The organism is Chryseomicrobium aureum (assembly GCF_016909155.1).
GTDB lineage: Bacteria > Bacillota > Bacilli > Bacillales_A > Planococcaceae > Chryseomicrobium > Chryseomicrobium aureum.
On sequence record NZ_JAFBFG010000001.1, the window covers coordinates 39,913 to 61,316 of the forward strand.

At 40.9% G+C, this 21,404-nt stretch carries 20 protein-coding genes; 16 read left to right on the forward strand and 4 right to left on the reverse strand.

What is annotated here, in order from left to right; translation table 11 throughout:
• The first annotated feature begins 1 nt into the window (after nt 1).
• The 5 genes from hemY to JOD03_RS00315 all read left to right on the forward strand — a co-directional run bounded on the left by hemY (nt 2) and on the right by JOD03_RS00315 (nt 4,973).
• A complete protein-coding gene (hemY, locus tag JOD03_RS00295) occupies nt 2-1,429 on the forward strand; it encodes a protoporphyrinogen oxidase (RefSeq protein ID WP_204588826.1) in 1,428 nt (475 codons plus the stop codon).
• 88 nt (nt 1,430-1,517) lie between these two features.
• Nucleotides 1,518-2,453, forward strand: a complete 936-nt coding sequence (locus JOD03_RS00300) for a beta-propeller fold lactonase family protein (protein ID WP_204588827.1) — start codon at nt 1,518-1,520, stop codon at nt 2,451-2,453.
• On the forward strand, nt 2,450-3,127 hold the full coding sequence (locus JOD03_RS00305) for a response regulator transcription factor (RefSeq protein ID WP_338032409.1): 678 nt from the start codon (nt 2,450-2,452) through the stop codon (nt 3,125-3,127). Before JOD03_RS00300 ends, JOD03_RS00305 begins: the two co-directional genes overlap by 4 nt.
• Nucleotides 3,124-4,512, forward strand: coding sequence for a sensor histidine kinase (locus tag JOD03_RS00310; protein ID WP_204588828.1), 1,389 nt, complete (start codon nt 3,124-3,126; stop codon nt 4,510-4,512). Before JOD03_RS00305 ends, JOD03_RS00310 begins: the two co-directional genes overlap by 4 nt.
• On the forward strand, nt 4,509-4,973 hold the full coding sequence (locus JOD03_RS00315) for a FixH family protein (protein ID WP_204588829.1): 465 nt from the start codon (nt 4,509-4,511) through the stop codon (nt 4,971-4,973). The genes JOD03_RS00310 and JOD03_RS00315 overlap by 4 nt, the downstream gene beginning before the upstream one ends.
• 74 nt (nt 4,974-5,047) lie before the next feature.
• Here the strand turns inward: JOD03_RS00315 and yhfH are convergent, their stop codons facing one another.
• Nucleotides 5,048-5,176 (reverse strand): protein YhfH, encoded by a 129-nt coding sequence (yhfH, locus tag JOD03_RS00320; protein WP_204588830.1) that lies wholly within the window; start codon nt 5,174-5,176, stop codon nt 5,048-5,050.
• Nucleotides 5,177-5,298: 122 nt separating this feature from the next.
• Here yhfH and JOD03_RS00325 point away from each other — a divergent pair, with 122 nt between their 5' ends.
• The 7 genes from JOD03_RS00325 to JOD03_RS00355 all read left to right on the forward strand — a co-directional run bounded on the left by JOD03_RS00325 (nt 5,299) and on the right by JOD03_RS00355 (nt 14,501).
• A complete protein-coding gene (locus tag JOD03_RS00325; protein ID WP_204588831.1) occupies nt 5,299-6,291 on the forward strand; it encodes a lipoate--protein ligase in 993 nt (330 codons plus the stop codon).
• A 69-nt stretch (nt 6,292-6,360) separates the two neighbouring features.
• Complete coding sequence (locus JOD03_RS00330) at nt 6,361-7,065, forward strand: response regulator transcription factor (RefSeq protein WP_275580350.1); 705 nt, start codon at nt 6,361-6,363, stop codon at nt 7,063-7,065.
• A gap of 1 nt (nt 7,066) precedes the next feature.
• Nucleotides 7,067-8,065: an ATP-binding protein gene (locus tag JOD03_RS00335; RefSeq protein ID WP_204588833.1), complete on the forward strand. Its 999-nt coding sequence runs from the start codon at nt 7,067-7,069 to the stop codon at nt 8,063-8,065.
• Nucleotide 8,066: 1 nt separating this feature from the next.
• Nucleotides 8,067-8,840 (forward strand): ABC transporter ATP-binding protein, encoded by a 774-nt coding sequence (locus JOD03_RS00340; protein WP_204588834.1) that lies wholly within the window; start codon nt 8,067-8,069, stop codon nt 8,838-8,840.
• Nucleotides 8,812-10,734: an FtsX-like permease family protein gene (locus tag JOD03_RS00345; RefSeq protein ID WP_204588835.1), complete on the forward strand. Its 1,923-nt coding sequence runs from the start codon at nt 8,812-8,814 to the stop codon at nt 10,732-10,734. The genes JOD03_RS00340 and JOD03_RS00345 overlap by 29 nt, the downstream gene beginning before the upstream one ends.
• 109 nt (nt 10,735-10,843) lie before the next feature.
• Entirely contained in the window at nt 10,844-12,394 is a 1,551-nt protein-coding gene (locus JOD03_RS00350; RefSeq protein WP_204588836.1) for a fatty acid--CoA ligase family protein, read from the forward strand.
• Between the two features lie 145 nt (nt 12,395-12,539).
• Nucleotides 12,540-14,501: a S9 family peptidase gene (locus JOD03_RS00355; protein ID WP_204588837.1), complete on the forward strand. Its 1,962-nt coding sequence runs from the start codon at nt 12,540-12,542 to the stop codon at nt 14,499-14,501.
• Between the two features lie 81 nt (nt 14,502-14,582).
• Here the strand turns inward: JOD03_RS00355 and JOD03_RS00360 are convergent, their stop codons facing one another.
• From JOD03_RS00360 to JOD03_RS00370, 3 genes are all read right to left on the reverse strand, one after another.
• Entirely contained in the window at nt 14,583-15,359 is a 777-nt protein-coding gene (locus tag JOD03_RS00360; RefSeq protein WP_204588838.1) for an enoyl-CoA hydratase-related protein, read from the reverse strand.
• An 86-nt stretch (nt 15,360-15,445) separates the two neighbouring features.
• On the reverse strand, nt 15,446-16,378 hold the full coding sequence (locus JOD03_RS00365) for an LCP family protein (RefSeq protein WP_338032410.1): 933 nt from the start codon (nt 16,376-16,378) through the stop codon (nt 15,446-15,448).
• A gap of 109 nt (nt 16,379-16,487) precedes the next feature.
• Entirely contained in the window at nt 16,488-17,135 is a 648-nt protein-coding gene (locus JOD03_RS00370) for a YigZ family protein (protein ID WP_204588839.1), read from the reverse strand.
• 348 nt (nt 17,136-17,483) lie between these two features.
• Between JOD03_RS00370 and JOD03_RS00375 the strand changes: the two genes are divergently transcribed.
• From JOD03_RS00375 to JOD03_RS00390, 4 genes are all read left to right on the forward strand, one after another.
• Nucleotides 17,484-18,158 carry a response regulator transcription factor gene (locus JOD03_RS00375; RefSeq protein WP_204588840.1) on the forward strand — a complete coding sequence of 225 codons (675 nt, stop codon included), beginning with the start codon at nt 17,484-17,486 and terminating at the stop codon, nt 18,156-18,158.
• A gap of 489 nt (nt 18,159-18,647) precedes the next feature.
• Nucleotides 18,648-19,241: a nuclear transport factor 2 family protein gene (locus JOD03_RS00380; RefSeq protein ID WP_338032411.1), complete on the forward strand. Its 594-nt coding sequence runs from the start codon at nt 18,648-18,650 to the stop codon at nt 19,239-19,241.
• 125 nt (nt 19,242-19,366) lie between these two features.
• Nucleotides 19,367-20,692 carry an ATP-dependent helicase ComFA gene (locus tag JOD03_RS00385; RefSeq protein ID WP_204588841.1) on the forward strand — a complete coding sequence of 442 codons (1,326 nt, stop codon included), beginning with the start codon at nt 19,367-19,369 and terminating at the stop codon, nt 20,690-20,692.
• 89 nt (nt 20,693-20,781) lie between these two features.
• Nucleotides 20,782-21,300: a ComF family protein gene (locus JOD03_RS00390; RefSeq protein ID WP_204588842.1), complete on the forward strand. Its 519-nt coding sequence runs from the start codon at nt 20,782-20,784 to the stop codon at nt 21,298-21,300.
• The last annotated feature ends 104 nt before the right edge of the window (nt 21,301-21,404 follow it).

A 21,404-nucleotide genomic window follows, 5' to 3' on the forward strand; every position in this document is an offset into this window, starting at 1 on the left:
AATGGCTGAGAACAGAAAAAAAGTGGCTATTATTGGTGGGGGGATTACGGGTCTTTCGGCTGCCTACTATCTGCAGAAGCAGTGCCGTGAACAAAACTTACCAATCGACATTTACCTGATTGAAGCCAGTTCACGCTTAGGCGGAAAGATTCAAACGGTTCGCAAAGATGGTTTTACAATCGAACGCGGGCCGGATTCCTTCCTTGAACGCAAAAAAAGTATGGGAATTCTTGCACAAGAGCTTGGTATCGCGGATCAACTGGTCCACAATGCAACCGGACAATCGTTTGTTCTTGTTAATGATCAATTGCATCCGATACCTGGTGGTTCGATTATGGGTATTCCTACTGAATGGAAGCCATTTGTAACAACTGGACTTTTCTCATGGAGTGGTAAACTCCGTGCAGCAGGTGACCTCGTGATGAGTAGATCAGGTATAGAAGAAGATCAACCACTCGGTACGTTTTTCAGACGTCGTTTCGGTTCAGAAGTAGTTGAAAATTTAGTTGAACCATTGTTAGCTGGAATTTATTCTGGAGACATTGATAAACTCAGTCTTCACGCAACGTTCCCTCAGTTCTACGAAGTAGAGAAAAAACATAGAAGTTTAATGCTTGGTATGAAAAAGACACGTCCTGCTTCCTCGACTCCACAAGCTGCTAACCGGAAACCACAAGGGATCTTCCAGACATTTAGTGGTGGACTTCAGTCGATTGTAGAGGCACTTGAAGATGCCTTGACAGATGTCACGATTCTAAAGGGCTCAAAAATTCAAGGGGTTCATAAGCTATCGGATGATCAATTGAAACTTGTGTTTACAACGGGCGACAACTTGATAGTAGATAGTGCCATATTCACGTTGCTTCATCACCAACTCGCAGAGATATTTGAAGACCATGGCATCTTACAGCATTATGATGAAGTACCACTATCTTCAGTGGCTACTGTTGCGATGGCATTTTCAAAGTCCCAAGTAGTGCAAGAAAAAGAGGGAACAGGATTTTTGGTGTCACGAAAAAGTGACTATGCGATCTCGGCATGTACATGGGTCAATAAAAAATGGCCGACTTCAGCCCCAGAAGATAAAGTTTTGTTAAGGAGTTTCGTTGGCAAGTCTGGTGACGAGTCCATCGTCGAATTGCCAGACCATGAAATCGAGCAAATTGTCCTTCAAGACTTACGAAAAGTGATTTCCATAACGGGAGAACCAGAATTTACAATTGTGACACGCTACCAAAAGGCAATGCCACAATACTTAGTAGGTCATAAAGAGCGTTTACTAAAAGCAAAAACCGAGCTTGCAGCGCATTTTCCAATGATTCAATTGGCAGGAGCGTCGTTTGAAGGGTCTGGGTTACCGGACTGTATCGATCAAGCAATTCGTGCAAAAGACCACGTCCTGGACTATTTAAAACCACATCTAACTTAAGGTGTGGTTTTCTTCTGTTTAAAATTGGTCATGTGGATTTCAAACATTTTTCACACTTTCCCAGTACACTAGAAGGCGAGGTGACAGGATGAGAAGACTTTTTGTGTTGATTGGGTTACTAATTCTAGCCGGTTGTTCATCTTCCTACCCGGGGATGACTGCTTCTGAAGAACCAACAATTTTAGTTTATAGTCAGCTAGATGCAACACTGTCGTCGTACTCAGAACAATTAAAGTTGGGACAGACTTGGGAGCTAGAACGAGCCTATACCGGAATGATTTTGTTGCCTGAAGATCAGATTTTATTTTACGGGTACGGGCTCGATACAGCTGGAATTTACAACTTGAGAACAGGTGAACTACTTGCAGAGGTCGAGACTCCTGAAGGGACAGTCGGTGGTTATAGCGATGCATACGGCTTTTACCTAGCTAATAGTCAAACAAATACTGTTACCATCTATGATTTTACATTTAACGAAATCAAACAAATTCAAACAGGTAGGTATCCGATGTCGATAACGTCCCAGGATGCTATGCTCTACGTTGTCAATTATCAAGATGACCATTTGACACTAATAGACCAAGTGCAATGGGAGACACATGATGAATTTTCAATTCCACGTGCTTCTCAAGGCGTCAAAATTCACAACGATTCAATTTACATTGGGGGCCATGGCAGCGGTTCTGAAGTGAATACGAAAGTTATTCAGTTGGACAAAGAGACGGGGGAAGTTGTTACTACTATTGAAGCACCGATTATGCCGATTTCCTTTATAACGCATCAAGACGAACTGTATACATTGAGTCATGGAAGTAATCAATTATATAGATTAGATGAACAATCGGTAACTGATGAAATGGAAGTAGCATCGAATCCATTTGCAATGGGGGCGTCACAAGAGTTTATTTATTTGGCGGGGTATGACGATGATACACTGTACAAAATAAACGAGATGGAAGTCGTCGATTCTATTCCTACAGGAGACGGTCCATTGCAACTTTTACTCTGGGAGGGATCAAAGTGACAACTGTATTAATCGTAGATGACGAGCAGTCCATGCGAAGGTTGCTTGACCTCCAACTTACTCAAAAAGGATACAATGTTGTTACTGCTTCAAGCGGAGAAGAGGCTTTGCATCTTCTTAAGTCCGTGCGTATAGACTTAGTCGTGGTGGACGGTATGATGCCTGAAATGGATGGATTTGAATTGAGTCGAAAAATCCGTGAAATTTCTGAGACGCCTATTGTATTTCTGACAGCACTAGATGATCGGGAATCGTTACTTAAAGGATTTGAGAGCGGTGTGGATGATTATGTGACAAAACCGTTCGATAGTGAAGAACTGCATGCGCGCATTCAGGCGATTTTAAAACGTTCAAAAGTGGAAGCTATGAATGGACATGAGCTTTTCCGCTCGGGCCTCCATGTGAATATAGAATCGAGATCCGTGACAATGGACGGGGAGAAAAAGCAGTTAACACTAAAAGAGTTAGAACTTCTAATACTTTTGATGAAAAGTGAAGGACGAGCCTTTAGCCGGGAAGAATTACTGACTCATATTTGGGGAAGTCATTACGAAGGAACTACACGTACAGTAGACACACATGTCAAAACGTTACGTTTAAAACTAGGGTCTCCTGCTGATCAGTTTATACACACGGTTTGGGGGATCGGCTACAAATTCGAGGTGATGGAATGAAGCGTTTATCCACGAAAGTGTGGGTGCTCTTTGTAACCATTTCAGCTCTATCGATTGGTATCATTACGATTCTTTCCTATTATTTTTATGAATCGATCTATGTAGCGGAAGTTCAACAAACACTAGAACAAGAAGCAACTAACTTTGCAGTAGTAGCAGATGGCACAGTAACAGACACCTTTATTGAAGAAGTAGATGCCTACAATCAGTATGCCACTACGGAAATCTTTGCTGTACGAAACCCACGTGAATTAAGCGCTTGTCTACCGTTTGAAATTGATTATGATGCATTGATTTCAGGAGAGGATCGTCAGCGATTGGTTAATGGGGAAGTAGTTGTGAAAAGGGGCTATCAAAGTCGCTTTGATCGAGACGTATTAAGTGTCATTTATCCAATCAAAGAAGACACGCGGCTGAATGGAATTCTATATTCCTATGTTCCGCTTTCTCCCATCCGTGATTTCTTACAGAGCCATCTTGTTTTAGTGGGTGTAAGCGGAGGTTTATTGTTTATTTTGTTCGCTTTTATAAGCCGCTTTATTCTCCTATCTGTCTTAAAGCCACTACATGATTTGCAGAAAGCTACTGAAGACTTTGCACAAGGAAATTATAGTGTACGCGTAGATGTGCATTCATCAGATGAGATTGGGACGTTGAGTACGACATTTAATCAAATGGCAGAAGCAGTTGAAACAGAAGACCAACGTAAGAAGCAATTTCTCGCGACAGTCTCTCATGAGTTGAGAACACCCCTAAGCTCACTTGTGGGCTATAGTCAATCTTTGCAACAGGGATCTTTAGATGCACAGCATTATCCAGAAGTCTTTCAATTACTGGCATCTGAATCGGCTCGAATGAAGCGGTTGACAGAAGATTTACTAGCTGTCGCACGTAATGAAGATCGGGTGTTGGCGAAAGAGCCGTTGGTAGCAGCTGAACTTGTTCATCAAACTGTTCGTATAGTAAAACAAAAAGCAGAGCAACGAACTATATCGTTACTAGTTGAACTGGATGATTCCCTCATCATTGAGGCAGAGGAACAGGCTATGATGCAGATTCTTGTCAATCTAGTGGATAATGCAATCGCATATAGCATAGAGGGAAAAAGTATTCACATACGTCTGACTAGCAGACAAAATGAAGCGATTTTTGAAATCGAAGATGAAGGGGTGGGCATAGCGCCCAACCATTTGCCACATATTACAGAAAGATTCTATCGAGTGAATGAAGCGCGCACCCGGTCTGATGGAGGATCTGGATTAGGGTTAACAATTGTCAAACAACTCATAGAGGCGTCTGGCGGGAAGTTAGAAATCTTTAGTGAACTAGAGAAAGGGACTACTGTAAAAGTAACGGTTCCCCTATGGAAGGAAGAGAAAGCATGAAGAAGTTTTTAGTCATTGGAGCCATTACGCTGGCACTAGCAGGCTGTTCAAATGATGCGCACGAGGGGATGCATGAACCTTCACTAGAAGTAGTGGAAGTTGAAGTGTTAACAAATAAGCAACTAGAGCCTGGTGAACAAGTTACTTTGTCTGCTCGTGTCACGCAAGAACAGCAAGCGGTGAATGATGCAGAAGAAGTGAAGTTTGAAGTATGGGAGTCTGGTTTGCGCGATCAAGGTACTACCTTGGAAGGTGAACTAACAGAAGATGGCGTTTACGAAGTCGCGTATACATTTGAAACAGAAGGCGTCTATTACATGTTTGCGCACACAACAGCTCGCGGTATGCACGTCATGCCGAAGACAGAGTTCATCGTAGGAGACCCAGATATGTCAGAAGTGTTGGAAGATAACTCAACCGATACTATGGACCATGAAGAAGACCATAATGACCATAAGTAAAAAAATCCGGGTACCTTGTCTAGTTTAAGCAGGGTACCCGGTTACTGTTTCGTATTCATTTTGATAAATCTCCTTTAAGCTTGCGAGTTACACTTTTCACATTGCGTTTGATAGCACTCATGCATTTCTTCTAGTTTATCGCCACAAGTAGCACATTGTTTTGCAGGTAGGTTACGGAAATACTCTACTACGTTTTCAATCATTGTGTTCACCTCCATCTGTTATAGTACTGTTTAACTTATTTGAAGTGTAATATAACACAGATAACTTTGTCAACCCAAAACTTTCAGAATCATGTAAAATACTTATGAAGGGAGTTTTGACAATGCTTTTTATTGATAATAAAGGAATTACAGATCCTCGTATAAATTTAGCGATTGAAGAATATGCACTTACTACAATGGATGTGGAAAAAGATTCTTTCTTCCTGTTCTATATCAACCAACCGTCAATTATTATTGGACGCAATCAAAATACAGTAGAAGAAATCAACACAGATTTTGTAGAGCAAAATGGAATCATCCCGGTTCGTCGTCTGTCAGGTGGAGGCGCAGTGTATCATGATCTTGGGAATTTAAACTTTAGCTTCATCACAAAAGATGATGGGGAGAGCTTCCGGAACTTTAAGAAGTTTACGCAACCGATTGTAGATGCGTTAAAAGAAATGGGCATTGACGCAGAGCTTAGTGGGCGTAATGATATTATGGCTGAAGGTCGAAAGATTTCTGGCAATGCACAATTTGCAACAAAAGGCCGTATGTTTAGTCACGGAACACTTCTGTTCGACTCGGAAATGGATGCCGTCGTATCTGCTTTAAAGGTACGAAAAGATAAAATCGAGTCAAAAGGGATCAAATCAATTCGCAGTCGTGTTGCAAACATATCTGAATTCTTAGAGCAACCTATGTCGATAGAAGAATTTAAGAAGCGTCTTTTAATTTCTATCTTCGGTGGAGAACAAAACATTGTCTACCAAGAGCTTTCTGAACAAGACTGGGAAAATATCCATAAGCTCTCTGAAAAGCGCTACCAAGCGTGGGACTGGAACTTTGGGAAATCACCGAAGTTCAACTTGGATCACACACAGCGTTTTGCTCCAGGGTCAATTGACTTAAAGCTTCAAGTGACAAAAGGCAAGATTGAAGATGCAGCGATTTTTGGTGACTTCTTTGGAGTAGGGGACATGGCCGACGTTGAACAACGTTTGGTAGGAATCGACTACTCACGCAAAGCAATCGATGAAGCGCTCGCAGATATTGATATCCCGACGTACTTCGGTGGTATTACACGTGAAGAATTTTTATCTCTTATTTATTAATATGCGTTGAAACTAAACATGCTCACTCAGTCCTTGGGAGAGCTGTTTTTTTATAAGGAGGCGACGAATTTGGAGAAACACCGGATATTTATTGTAGAAGATGACGTGAAAATAGCTGAGATGTTAGCAGGAATGCTTGCTAAATATCAATATGATACACGTGTAGTTGAAGATTTTGACAAGATTGCGGAAGAAGCAGCTGTCTGGAATCCTCACTTAATTTTGTTAGATATTAATCTTCCGACGTATGACGGGTATTTTTGGTGTCGTGAACTGCGTCAAGTGACGACCTGCCCGATTATTTTTGTCTCGGCACGAACATCTGAAATGGACCAAGTATTTGCGATTGAAAACGGAGGAGACGACTACATCACGAAACCATTTCATTATGAAATCGTCTTAGCTAAAATAAAGAGTCATATACGAAGAACTTACGGTGAGTATGCAGTGAAGCAAGAGGAGCGCACAGTAAAGCTTGGTAGTATGACATTATTTATGGAGCGACTAGAGCTGGATTGCAAAGGGACAATCGTGCCTTTACAAAAAAAAGAATGCGTTATATTGGAGTTATTGTTCGATCAGCATCCAAAAGTAGTATCACGCGAACGGTTGCTTGAAGAATTATGGGACGACCAATCGTTTGTAGATGAAAATACGCTCAATGTGAACATGACCCGCGTCCGGAAGAAACTTAAGGACTATGGTGTGAAATCCACCATCGAGACAGTGCGCGGAGCAGGATACCGATTGCTCCTTCATCCGGAGGAAGGATGACGTGATCCGTTTATTTATACGTGAACACCTTATCTCTCTTTTGTTTCCTGTATTCATTGCATTTTTAGGAATTTTACTGTACAGCCTAGACGGCTATCAATCTATTAATACAATGATATATGTCGTTGTATTAACAATTATTTTAACGCTACTCGTCCATTTTTATTTGTATTTACGAAAGTACAAGTATTATAAACGATTGCTCACACCACCTAAGGCGATGGAAGATTTATTAGAGAAAATTTACCCATCTCCGGAACAAAAGCAAGAACAAGTATACTGGCAACAACTGTATCGATTGTATCAGCAGGAAGTGCAACGGCTCTATGCTGCCCAGAAAAGACATCTTCAGTTTATGAATGGTTGGGTTCACCAAATGAAGACGCCAATAGCAGTCATTGAGATGATGGCCCAGCAAGATGAAAAATTAGATAGTCAATCTGTCAGTGAAGAAACGGAGCGAATCAAAAAAGCATTAGAAGCTGTTCTGATGAATGCGCGCCTCGATACATTTGAAGAGGATTTACGGATTGAAAAAGTTAATCTAGGTGACCTCGTTACGTCCGTGATCAATGAAAACAAGCGGTTATTTATTAAGCGACAAGTTTTTCCTGTACTAGAAGTAGACGAAAGTTTAGTCGTATCTACAGATCGCAAATGGCTTCAATTTGTCGTTTCTCAGTTTATTACGAATGCGGTAAAGTATTCCTTCACGCCCCAATCAAAAATTTGGGTGTCGACAACATGCGGAGAATCCAATTGCCGGTTAATCGTCAAAGATGAAGGAATTGGTATTCCAAAGAGTGATTTAAAACGTGTAACGCGCGCTTTCTATACAGGTGAAAATGGGCGTAAAACTGGTGAATCTACAGGTATGGGTCTTTACATTGCAAATGAGGTAAGTAAAAAGCTCGGTCATGAGCTGACAATTGAGTCAGAAGTTAATCAAGGGACAACGGTTACATTGACTTTTGAGGATTATGAGAAAGTAGGGGACTAAAATGGCAGTTGTTAAAGCAAATCATATTACCAAAATCTACGACGGGAAAGTTGCACACTCTGCCATTAATCAACTGTCATTTGAAGTGGAAAAAGGAGAATTCCTGGCCATTATGGGTCCTTCGGGCTCGGGCAAAACGACGCTTTTAAATATACTCTCCACAATCGATCAACCTACCTCTGGGACCTTAACAATTGATGGGCAAGACCCACAATCGTTATCAGCGAAGCAATCTGCTTTATTTCGGAGAGAACGTTTGGGGTTTGTGTTTCAAGATTTCAACTTACTACCTTCGCTAACAGTAGAAGAAAACATGGTATTGCCACTGACACTCGCAAATCAAACAGTTTCTGAAATGCAGACACGTTTAGATGAACTTGTCACGGAACTTCATCTTGAATCGGTGCGTGCTAATTTTCCAAATGAATTATCTGGGGGACAAGCGCAGAGAACAGCGATTGGACGTGCACTTATTCATCAACCGACAGTCCTTCTTGCAGATGAACCAACGGGAAATTTGGACTCGAAAGCTTCGAAAGATGTGTTGGAACTATTGACACGGGTGAACAGAGAATTGGATACCACGATTATTATGGTGACACATGATCCGATTGCAGCAAGCTATTGCGACCGGGTGCTGTTTATTAAAGATGGGGAATATTTCAATGAAATCTACAAAGATGATTTACGCCAAACATTCTTCCAGCGTATTTTAAATTTACTCTCGCTACTTGGAGGGAACGTTAATGACCTTTCTACAGTTCGCCTATCGTAATGTAGTGCGAAACCGCAGGGTCTATGCGGCGTATTTTATGGCGAGCAGCTTTTCTGTCATGGTGTTCTTTATTTATTCCATGTTATTATTCCATCCATCCATTGAAAATCAATTCATCCAAGACATTGCCTTTATGGGGATGGCTGTAGCGGATGTCGTGTTAGTCATCTTCACATTGTTTTTTTTATTGTATTCTTTGAGTGCTTTTTTACAGGCTCGATCCAAAGAATTTGGGATTTTGCAGCAACTGGGAATGGACCGTGGTCAACTACAGCGTCTAGTCTTCACGGAAACAATGATTTTAGGGATTTTCGCATTAGCAACGGGGCTCTTTTTTGGCTACATTTTCACGAAGTTTTTCTTTATGATCATTCGTGCCATGCTTGTTCTTGAAAGTCTGCCTCTTTACTTCAGTCTGGAGCCCTTTTTACTAACGACGGTTGTCTTTGTCACCCTTTTTATCATTATTTCAATTGCAGGAAGCGTGTTTATTAGGCAGAGCCCGATTGTTCAGTTAATGATTGGGGGAAATCGCGTTAGTGAGTCGACACATTACTCTACTGTTGGGGCATGGGTCTCTTTCGGTTTGCTTTCTGTCGCCTATGGTCTCGTAATTTACTCATTGTTTACTATGAATGTGTGGTGGTCACCAGTGATCGTGCTCTGTGCGATCTGGGGAAGCTACTATTTCTTTAAAGATGGAATGTTGTATTTAATCTATTCGTTACGAAATCATAAAAATGTATATTGGCGATCAACGCGTATTGTGACGTTTTCAGATGCCATTGAAAAGATTCGTGAGAACTCTCGTATGTACTTTATTGTGACGATGGTCTCGACTTTAGCTATAATCTCAGTTGGGGTGGTTGCTTCATTAACTAGCTTTGCAAATCAATATAGAGAAAGCAATCCCATCAGTGTACTCTATTTGAGCGAAGCGACAAACCCTTTTGAGCGCCAACATATCGCGGGTTTGACTGCAGACTTTTACGAGCAAAACTTAACTTATACTCTCTTGACTGCACCGATTGTAAAACAAACATCTGCCGCTACAAATGACCCGGTTCATTTATTACGTGAAACCGACATCAATACAATAGCCGCTGTATTAAAGGAACCCTTGATTGATCTTGAGCCAGGGGAAGGGATGCGATTTGGTCAACCGGTGAACGAGGCGAACCAGCAATTGATTCACCTCAGAGAAAATACAATTTATTTTCATGTGGGAGAAGGCTATATGCACTTCCCCCTACCAGAAGCCGCTTTTGATGGCCCGGCTTATATTTTGTCGGATGAAGATTATGACCGAATTTCAAATGCCTATCTCTATGGTCGATGGGATGAAAATTTGACAACAATATTTGCGTTTCACGTACCTGATTGGTTACGAACAGATGCGATTGGTTTGGATCTCGATAGGGAAATGATTGCCTCCTACGAAACAGGAGAACAGCTGCCGTTTTACTTTGATAACCCAGGACTCAACTATTCGTATATTAGTTCCACATTCTCGCTTTTACTTGTCACAGGGCTCTTAGTAGCTGCTGTACTTATTCTTGCGGCGGGCAGCTTTATCTACTTTAAGTTCTACACAAATCTCGAGAAAGATAGACGACAGTTTGAAGTATTACGACATATGGGACTGACAAACCAAGAATTGCGTATGATTGCAGATCGCCAGTTATATCCGCAGTTTTTCTTACCGTGGGGACTTGCTATGCTCCATGCTACCTTCTCATTTTTATTTTTACAGGCAGTTTGGGTCGATATTGCAGCACTGTCCATTGCGATGGAAATGCTAATCGTACTTGGCGTATTCACAACCATTCAAGCAGCATATTATTTCTTGATTCGTTGGCGCTATTTAGCGCATCTTCAATTAAATGATGAGTAAAGCTCTCCTTTTGGAGGGCTTTTTTTTAACATTGCTATTCGGTGGAATTTTTAGTAGAATGAAAACTATGAAATGAATGACTATTCATTCAATTTGAAAGGGGAATTCTATGAGTCTAGTTTCACGCGTACAGCAACAGGCTGTGCAAAATACAACGAAAGCAGCATACAGTTTCATGGGGAAAGAGACGTCTTATGCAGAGTTTGAAGGAACAGTCGCAAAATTTGCAGGAGCATTACAAACTCTTGGCGTTAAAAAAGGAGACAATGTTGCCTTTTTATTAGGAAATACACCTCATTTTTTGATTTCACTTTATGCAACAATGCGTTTGGGTGCTACAGCAGTACCGATCAATCCGATTTATACACCGGATGAAATTTCCTACATTATCAAAAATAGCGATGCAAAGGTAGTCATTGCTCTTGATTTGTTATTGCCATTCGTAGAGCAAGCTGCAGGAGCGTTCCCAATAGTGGCACAATACATCATCTGTGAAACAACACCTGAAACAGGGGATAAGCTGCGTGCACTTCCAGAATCTTTACAAGCTAAAGTGAAACCGTTTTCAGTATTAGTTCAAGCAGGGGAGATGATTGCTCCGGTAGAAGTAGCGGACAATGATACTGCTATTATTTTATACACATCAGGAACTACAGGTCATCCAAAAGGCGCGATGTTGACGTTTGAAAACATTTTTTCAAATGCTCGAGATGTTGCAGAATATCTACAATTTTCGCCAAATGACCGGGTGCTTGCGACATTGCCTGTATTCCATGTATTTGCATTGACGGTCGTTGTAAACGCGCCACTCGTTACGGGGTCTACTATACTTTTAGTACCAAAATTCTCACCAGCAGATGTATTCCAAGTGGCTAAAGAAGAAAAGGCAACTGTCTTTGCAGGCGTACCTACGATGTACAATTTCTTATATCAATTCCCAGATGCAGATCCAGCAGACTTCTCAACTGTTCGACTTGCCATCTCGGGTGGAGCATCACTGCCTGTAGCGCTACTTCATAATTTTGAAGACAAATTTAACGTGCGTATTTCAGAAGGATACGGTTTATCAGAAGCCTCTCCAGTAACGTGTTTCAATCCACTAGACCGTGAACGAAAAGCAGGTTCCATTGGTACATCCATCATCAATGTGGAAAACAAAATTGTAAATGAACTTGGTGAGGAGTTACCTGTAGGAGAAGTTGGAGAACTGATTGTACGAGGCCCCAATGTAATGAAAGGCTATTACAACATGCCGGAAGAAACAGCCAATGCAATTCGTGATGGGTGGTTATATACAGGAGACCTTGCACGAAAAGATGAAGAAGGGTACTTCTATATCGTTGATCGTAAAAAAGATATGATCATCGTTGGAGGCTACAACGTGTATCCTCGTGAAGTGGAGGAAGTGTTGTTCGCGCATCCTGGAATTTTAGAAGCAGCTGTAGTCGGCGTACCAGATCTAAACTTTGGTGAGCAAGTGCTGGCATTTGTAGTTCTAAAAGACACAGCACTTTCAACAGACGAGGTAGAAGCATTCTGCCGTGAAAAGCTTGCGAAATACAAAGTTCCAACTCGAATCGAAATACTTGAAGAACTTCCGAAGAACACAACAGGAAAAATTCTCCGCCGTACATTAAAAGAACAATCCACTACAAACTAATACTATTGCCAGTTTTCTCCCTAGTTCACGAATAGGGGAGGGAGCTGGTTTTTTATTATCTTTTGTATGAATAGTTTGGCGATTTAAATAAATTCAAGTATACTGAGAAGGTATTTTGATAACCGAAATAAAAGGAGTGTGTCTTATGACGAAACAAAAAGTAACTGCTCAAGATATCACAGAAATTACATCTGTTGCGGCTCCAGTCTTTCACCCAACAGAAGATAAAGTTGCCTATGTAGCCACTGCAATCAATGCGGAAAAAAATACATATGAAAGCAGTATATATGTAACAACGGTCACAGGCGAGCCAGTGCAATGGACACATCAAAAAGACCGAATTTCATCGGTGAAATGGTCCCCAAATGGAAGCTATTTATCATTTCTGTCTAACCGCAATGAGAAAAATCAGCTCTATATTTTGCCAGTTACAGGAGGAGAAAGCCGCCAACTGACAACACTCCCATATGGTGTTTCTAGTTATGAATGGGATCCTTCAGAACAAACTCTATGGATTACAGCACGGTATGATGCCGAAACAGGATGGGAAAAACCTGAAGAAAAAAAGGATGAATTTCCAAAAACCTATACAGCAAAGAAGATGAAATACATTCAAGATGGCGGCGGTCTTGTGGATCATTCGAAGTATTCACAAATCGGCAGGATTTCACTCGATGGAAACCTTGAGTTATGGTCAAATGAACATAAAAACGAATCTATTCAAGCGGTTTCACCCGATGGAAAACAACTCGTGATTTCATCAACTACGCTTGAAGATGATCAAGTGTTTGAATCTGCCGTGTATTTAGCAGATGTTGAAACTAAAACTAAAACTGCTGTAACCAATGAACCTGGATATTATGGAGGCGCTGCATATTCTAAAGATGGCGGTTATTTGGCATTTGTAGGATCAAATCGCACATTTGAAAACGCGACGCATTCGAACATCTATGTATATGATCTACAAGCAAAAACAGTAGAAAGTCTTACAGAAGGTCTAGATGCACCAGTAGGCGATTATGTCGTAGCAGATGTACAACAAGGAGCAAGTGCGGCATCTGTTGTGTGGACGAAAGACAATCATCTGTATTTCCAACTCTCCACACAAGGAGACGTGCGCATTTACGCAGCGGCTCTTGATGGACAGATTTATCCAGTGACGGGTGAAAATGAACATGTCTATGGATATTCAGTGAATGCAGCCGCAACTACACTTGCTGTAACTGTGAGTAATCCCGTATTCCCTGGTGAGTTAATTTTTCACGAGATTCAAAGTGGAGAGAGAAAACAAAAAACAAATCATAACAATGACTACATGGAGACGAAGCAGTTAATTGAGCCAGAAGCGATTGTCTTTGAAGGACCACTCGGTTGGCAAGTGCATGGCTGGTTAATCAAACCACCTGAAGCACAAGAGGGGAAAGTGCCACTTGTGACAAATATTCATGGTGGGCCTCATGCATTTTATGCAAATACGTTTTTCCATGAGATGCAGCTACTGGCATCACAAGGGTTCGGTGTCCTGTATATCAATCCGCGCGGAAGTCATAGCTACAGCCAAGAATTTGTAGATGCCGTGCGCGGTGATTATGGTGGCAATGATTATCAAGACATCATGGCAGCAGTTGATTATGTCGTAGAGCAGTATGAGTGGGTTGATTCAAATCGTCTTGGTGTGACAGGTGGGTCCTACGGCGGTTTCATGACAAACTGGATTGTCGGCCACACAGATCGTTTCAAAGCAGCTGTAACACAGCGATCTATTTCGAACTGGATTAGCTTCTACGGCGTCTCAGATATCGGCTATTATTTTACGGAATGGCAAATTCAAAGTGATATGACAGATATCGATAAACTATGGGACCATTCTCCACTTAAGTATGCGGCAAATGTAACTACTCCTTTATTGATTTTACATGGTGAAGATGATTTACGTTGTCCAATCGAACAAGCACAACAACTATATATCACCTTGAAGCGGATGGGGAAAGAGACGGAGTTTGTGCGATTCCCGAATGCGGATCACAATCTCTCTCGTACAGGTCTGCCAAACCTACGCATTGCGCGTTTAGAAGAAATTACAGGGTGGTTCGTAAATCGCCTTTAAGTTGAAAGTTTACTATGTTTTATAGTGCGCAAAAGGAGTTTCTCAGTTTAGTCGAGAAACTCCTTTTTCATTAAGTTTATTTTATTTCCCTTTGAATTGTGGCTTCCGCTTTTCACCAAAGGCAAGCAAAGCTTCCACACGATCTTCTGTAGGAATCGTAAGTTCATAAGCTTTTCTCTCAATTTGAAGGCCTGTTTGCAAATCTGCATTCATACCATTTTTTACAGCAAATTTCGCTTGAACTAAAGCGACAGGACCGTTCGAGAGTATCGAAAGTGCAAATTCTTCTGTCTGGTCAACAAGGGCGTCATCTGGAGCGACTTGCGTAAGTAAACCATAAGAATGTGCTTCTTCGGCAGTCAATTTTCTAGCCGTTAAAATCAATTCAAGAGCTTTGGATTCCCCAATCAAACGAGGTAGACGTTGTGTCCCTCCAGCCCCAGGAATGATGGCCAAGCTAGTCTCTGTAAGACCCATTACACTTTTTTGTGAGGCAATACGGAAATCACAAGCAAGAGCAAGCTCCATACCGCCACCAAATGCAAACCCATCAATCATGGCAATTGTAGGCTGGGGCAAGTTTTCGATTGTTGTAAAAACCTCACCAATTTTGTATAGATTTCGTTTTACTTGTTCAGTAGTTAATGTCTTTCGTTCTTTGAGGTCAGCCCCAACACTAAACGCACGTCCGCCAGCTCCCCTAAAAATCACTAAGCGAATATCTGGGTTGATGCGAATAGCATCGACCACTTGACCAAGTTCTGAGAGCATATCATAATTAAACGCGTTCATCGCATCTGGTCGATGCAAAGTGACAACCGCCACGTGTTCTTTTTGTTCGTAAAGCAATGTTTCCATGTCAATCCCTCCCCATTCTAGACTACCATTTTCAAAATTCGCTGTCACTCCATGAAAAAAGCCTTCCGCAGAGGGAAGGCTAGACTTTAGTTAGTTGTTGCATCTTGTGCAAATTCAGATGAACCCGGTTTTAAATCTAAATGAGTTTGAAGAATAGAGGATGTTTCTTCTAAGCTTTCTTGATCTAGCTGCCAGTAATATGTGCCTGTTGTCATATCATCATAAACTTCTAAGGTAAGTGTTTCCACTTGGGGGCGTCCTTTCGTCAAATAATCGAAAAATGAACGCATCTCATCAAATGTTAAATCGGTCTTCATATTATTTCCGACAGCATCGATGACATCTCCGTAACGTGTAAACGAGGAAGCAGAAGCAGCTTTTTGAATAATCGCTTCTAAAATCATTTGTTGTCGTTTTCCACGTTCGATATCATTGTCAAGTTTACGTGTTCGAGCTAGTGCCAAAGCTTCTCGACCATCCAGTAGCTGGCGACCTTCTTTTAATTCGACTGTGTATTGATCATTTTCATCAAGTTCCAAGTGATCATAAGGAACGTCGACATTGACGCCGCCTAGGGCATCCACAGTATCAATAAACGCATTGAAATTCATTTTTACATAATAATCTATTGGAATATCCAAAAGCTCTTCGACTGTCTCAATTGAAGCTCGTGTGTCTCCATATGCATGCGCGTGTGTAATTTTATCTTCATAACCGACTTCTGGGATATACACATAAGAGTCACGTGGAATACTCACAAGTTTAATGGACTTATCTTCATTATTCAGTGTTGCAACCATTAAGGCATCAGACCGACTTGAATCTTGTCCTTCACTGCGTTTTTCGCTGTCATCAATTCCTACAAAGAGAATGGATACATTGTCAGTTAAAGGTTCAACTTCCTCTTCTCTTAATTCAGAGCCATTCGCGCGATCGGCTAGCGCTTCAAAACTACGTTCTGCAGCAACCTCGGCACGTTTTGTCAAATACACGCCATAAGTAGCAGATAAGATTGCCACCGTTCCGAACAAGATTAAAACGAATAAATAATCGTGCGCTTTTTCGATCGTTTTTTTGTTTGTGTTCTATTCATTTTTAAACGCCTCCTGAAGATTTTAAAATCTTCATTTATAATTCCGTGTCATGTTTATCAAATTCCAGGTAATGGATGGCTTGTTGGTGGAATTTACATGTAGCACTTGTCAAAGAAGTCATCCAATCCTCAAAAACTTGGGTGTCTTTTTTATTAACATAAACCAATAGTTCTACCTTATCTGTATACCTGATTTCATCCAGTCTATAAACATTTTGACGCAATTCATTTTCAACTTTGCCAAGTAAGGTGTAATCAATTTCTACACTATAGAGCTGATGACGTACACGTTGGACAATTCCTGTATGTTTAAGTCCTTCAGATACAGTACTTCCATAGGCGCGAATCAATCCACCGCCGCCTAACTTAATTCCACCAAAGTAACGAGTAACTACAGCAGTCACATTTCGAAGGTCTTGTTTTTTTAGAACTTCTAACATAGGAACGCCTGCTGTGCCACTAGGTTCCCCATCATCTCCAGCCTTTTGAATTGCATTGTTTTCGCCAATCACGTAAGCAAAACAATTGTGATTTGCAGATTTATGCTGTGTACGTATTTCATTGATAAATTCTTGCGCTTGTTGTTCAGAATCTGTCCGTTTTAAATGACAAATAAAGCGAGATCTTTGAATGACGATCTCATGGGAAGACGACTTTTTGATTGTATAATAATTAGAATTCATTGCATACTCCTTTAGTGAAATGAAATCGTTCTGTAACGTAATTTTAATATGTTATTGGGAAATTAGTGCTATAATGGTTTCTGTCAGGTTTTTAATTTGAGTAACTTGAGATACAGAAGTGCACATCCGAACTAGGAGTTGAAAACTAGAAGATAGAAGTGTATATCACGTACCTACAAAACTTCTAACTCGTGCAGGAGTTAGAAATAGGAACATTTTATGCGACAAGATCGTCTTATTATACGTGGTATTGGCTTACTTTGTAAAAGAAGTCGCATGAACGTTTAATGAGGCAATGAATGAGGAATAAGAATGATAAATGTATTGCTGGTATAGGAGGATATTCATATGACGAAAATTGTAATTATAGATGATCACCAATTATTCCGCGAAGGAGTAAAGCGAATTTTAGATTTTGAAGAAACGTTTGAGGTAGTAGCAGAAGGGGACGATGGTACAGATGCAGTGCGTCTATACGAGAACTACCGCCCTGATATTATTTTAATGGATATCAACATGCCGAATAAAAGCGGAATTGAAGCTACAGCTGAATTGATCAGTCACTACCCAGAGGCAAAGGTGATCATGCTGTCGATACATGATGATGAATCATTTGTTTCAACGGCTTTGAAAACGGGCGCTTCTGGCTATATGCTAAAAGAAATGGACGCTAATGCTATCGTTCAAGGGATTAAAGTTGTGGATAAGGGCGGGAATTACTTACACCCGAAAGTTACCAAAAACCTTGTGAATGAGTTTAAACGTTTAAGTGAACGTGAGAATAAAGGGAATTTCCATCAAACAGACATTCGCCGCCCATTCCACTTGTTAACGAAGCGTGAATGTGAAGTATTGCAATTGCTCACAGATGGTCAGAGCAATCGTACAATTGGAGAGACTTTATTTATTTCGGAGAAAACGGTGAAAAACCACGTATCGAGTATTCTCCAAAAAATGAATGTTAATGACCGTACACAAGCGGTTGTTACAGCAATTAAAAACGGCTGGGTAGAAGTACGCTAATTTCCAGGCACCCCTTTTAAAGGGGTGCTTTTTGTTTGTATTTGAACGAAAACACTCGGGCTGTGAGATAATTAGTTTCCATAATATGACTTCGGTAGAATAAATTTCGATTTGGGTAGAATAAATCGGGAGTAGGGTAGAATAAATTCTCTATTCGTCCGATGAACGCTCGCTCAGTTCCTTTAGTGGCGTTTCAAAGGTGAAATAAAGTTACTCTGAGCTGATTATAATTGGAAATCCCTCCACCCAGATCGCCACGCCCTCGAAAAGCAGCCCCGGAATGGAGCTAAACGTGTAATTCAACAAGATTTATATAGGGTTTATTTAAAAATGAGGAGAGAGAGGGAAGGAACCTTCCAAAACGAATCACGTCGTATAAAGTGTGTAGACGTTCCAACAAAAAGCGACAGTTTATTGACAATAGGAGATTCTGTTTGATTCCTAGTCAAAACTATGCCAAAATACGTCTAGCACAGGAGGAATGAACCCGTGAAAAAACTTGTAAAATTTGGTTTTCTCGCTCTCATAAGTTTTCTACTTTTAGCCGCTTGTTCATCACAGGATGAAGAAGTCAATTCAAGTTCAGCTGGCGACTTAGTGCCTCAAGGAGCAGGACAAATTGAAACACATTCTGCCACTGAGAATACTGAATCGACAGAAGGACAACAAACTGAAGTAGGATTTGAAATGTCTGGCGAATCTATAGAAGAAGCAGCAAATGTTCCGCAAGAAGAACAAGCAGCAATCTTAGAGGCATTTAGTACTTATATTGAAGCATTCAATGAAGAAGATATTGATACGTACATGTCTGTAATTTCGAGCGAACCAAAAGGTTTTAGCTATGAAACAGAGCATCAATTCGTGAAAGATACATTCGAACAATATGACACAGAGCGCATTGCAGAAGATGTTACCATCATCAACTATACAGAACAAGAAGCACAAGTTTACGCAAACATCGGAATCAACTTGGCTCAGAGTTCGACAGGTGGTAAAGCTTCTAGTTCAGGTCGACAAGTAACTGTCTTCGCTAAAGAGGACGGGAACTGGTTAGTGACAAGTGTCTATTTTATTCGTGATTAATCCAAACCGTATCCGCTACTTAAGCGGGTGCGGTTTTTGATGTTTTCACAGAATTTGCAAGTGAGTCAGAAGGATTGTTATGATACGAGTGAGAGAAGCCTCCAAGATGGAAAAAGGAGAGCTACATGAACTATCAAGCGTACTTCGAAGGGAAAATTCAAGACCGAAAAACGATTCATCTTCCGGACAACGAGATTCAACAGTTAGTAGAACAAGACCTCATCGTAAGTTATCCAGGTGTAATAGCGATAACCCCCTCTAGATTCTCTATGCTTAAATCCCCAATTTTTCAATGTATGCGTTGTCAATCTACTGATCCAAAAATGTTTGCGATCCACTATTGTTTATACTGCGCAAAAAATTGTACGTATTGTCGTCATTGTCTATCTATGGGCAAAGTCGCCCAGTGTACCCAACTTCTAAAGTGGAAGGGAACACTATCTTCTATCCAAGATACACCTTTGTTTACTTGGCAGGGGTCCTACTCAACTGACCAACGTCGAGCAGTAGACGAATGGATTGTAAGTTGTAATCAAGGGAAAAGTCATCTTGTGAATGCCGTCTGCGGAGCCGGAAAGACGGAAATTATGTTTGGAGCAATTCAGCATCTGCTCACGTTAAACAAACGTATTGCAGTTGCGTGCCCAAGAACAGATGTCATTCTAGAGCTCGAACCGCGATTTCAAGATGCATTTACAAATTGTCGAATCGACAGTTTGTATGGAGGGTCAGAAAAACCTTTAGGCCTGGGAACGATAACACTAGCTACCACACATCAACTTTATCGATTTCATGAAGCTTTCGATGTTGTGATTATCGATGAAGCGGATGCTTTCCCTTATTCAGCAGATCAGACACTTGTGAAAGCAGTAAAAAAATCATTGAAATCTGACGGTGTAATCCATATGATTTCGGCCACTCCAACGAAAAACCTTCTCTTTGATACTGAAACGGTATTGCCGAGACGATTTCACCAACATCCACTACCTGTCCCACGCTATGAGAAATTACTCACCTATGAAAAGAGTTTAAAAAACAAAAAAATCCCTCCAAAGTTAGCAAACTGGATTTCTAAACAAATCGAGTCGAATTGTCCATTTCTTGTATTTTTTCCAAGCGTCCGTATGCTAGAAGAATTTCCAGGAGACTTAAAACGTGTTCACGCTGAACATCCAATGAGAAAAAACTATGTACAACTATTACGTAATGGAAAGATACCTGGACTACTCACAACGACCATTCTGGAAAGAGGCATCACGATTCGGAATTTACAAGTAGCCGTTGTGGGGGCTGAACAAGCTATTTTTACGAAAGAAGCATTGATTCAAATTGCTGGAAGAGTAGGGCGAGCTGCTGATGCACCAACAGGAGATGTCGTATTCTTTCATAGAGGCGTAACGGAAGAAATGCACAGAGCGAAAAAAGAAATTGAAAAGTTGAATGCGCTATGAACTGTTTACTTTGTGGAACCACCTATCATGAAATCAGTTGGTATGCTCTTGTTACGGGAAAACAGCCGCCAACTTGCAAGGATTGCCACTTGAAATTTAATTATATTGAAAGTACACCCAGTCGTACCTACTTTCAAGGTACACCACTTGAAGATTGTTTAGACTCGGTCACCTGTCTCTATGAATACAATGAGTGGATGAAAGACTATTTTCATCAGTACAAGCGTCTTGGAGATCACGCTCTGAGCAGGGTTTTTAGTCATCATTTCACTCGGGGTCCCTATACGCCGATTCCTATTTATCATGCTACATCTCCCTCTAAAACTTTCCCACACGTCGAAGCATTTCTGCCCAAAAAATCAACGCAACATCTTCTAATGAAGGTAGATGCAACTAATCAATCCCAGCGGACATTATCTGAACGACTTGTATCTTCCAATCCATTTCGCTGGATTTCAACGGAACCCCCACCTAAAGAAATTTATTTAGTCGACGACATTTATACAACCGGCACAACACTTCATCAAGCGGCGTATATAGCCAAACAAAATGGTGTACAAATTGTGCGAGGGCTTTGTTTAGCAGAAACTTTTTTAAAAAAAGAATAAAAATAGGACCGCGCACTATGCAACAGTTGTAAGCGATTACACCAATTCAAAACTTTCATAAAAAACTGATAATTCTAGAAAAGGGCGTTGACACTGGCATTTGT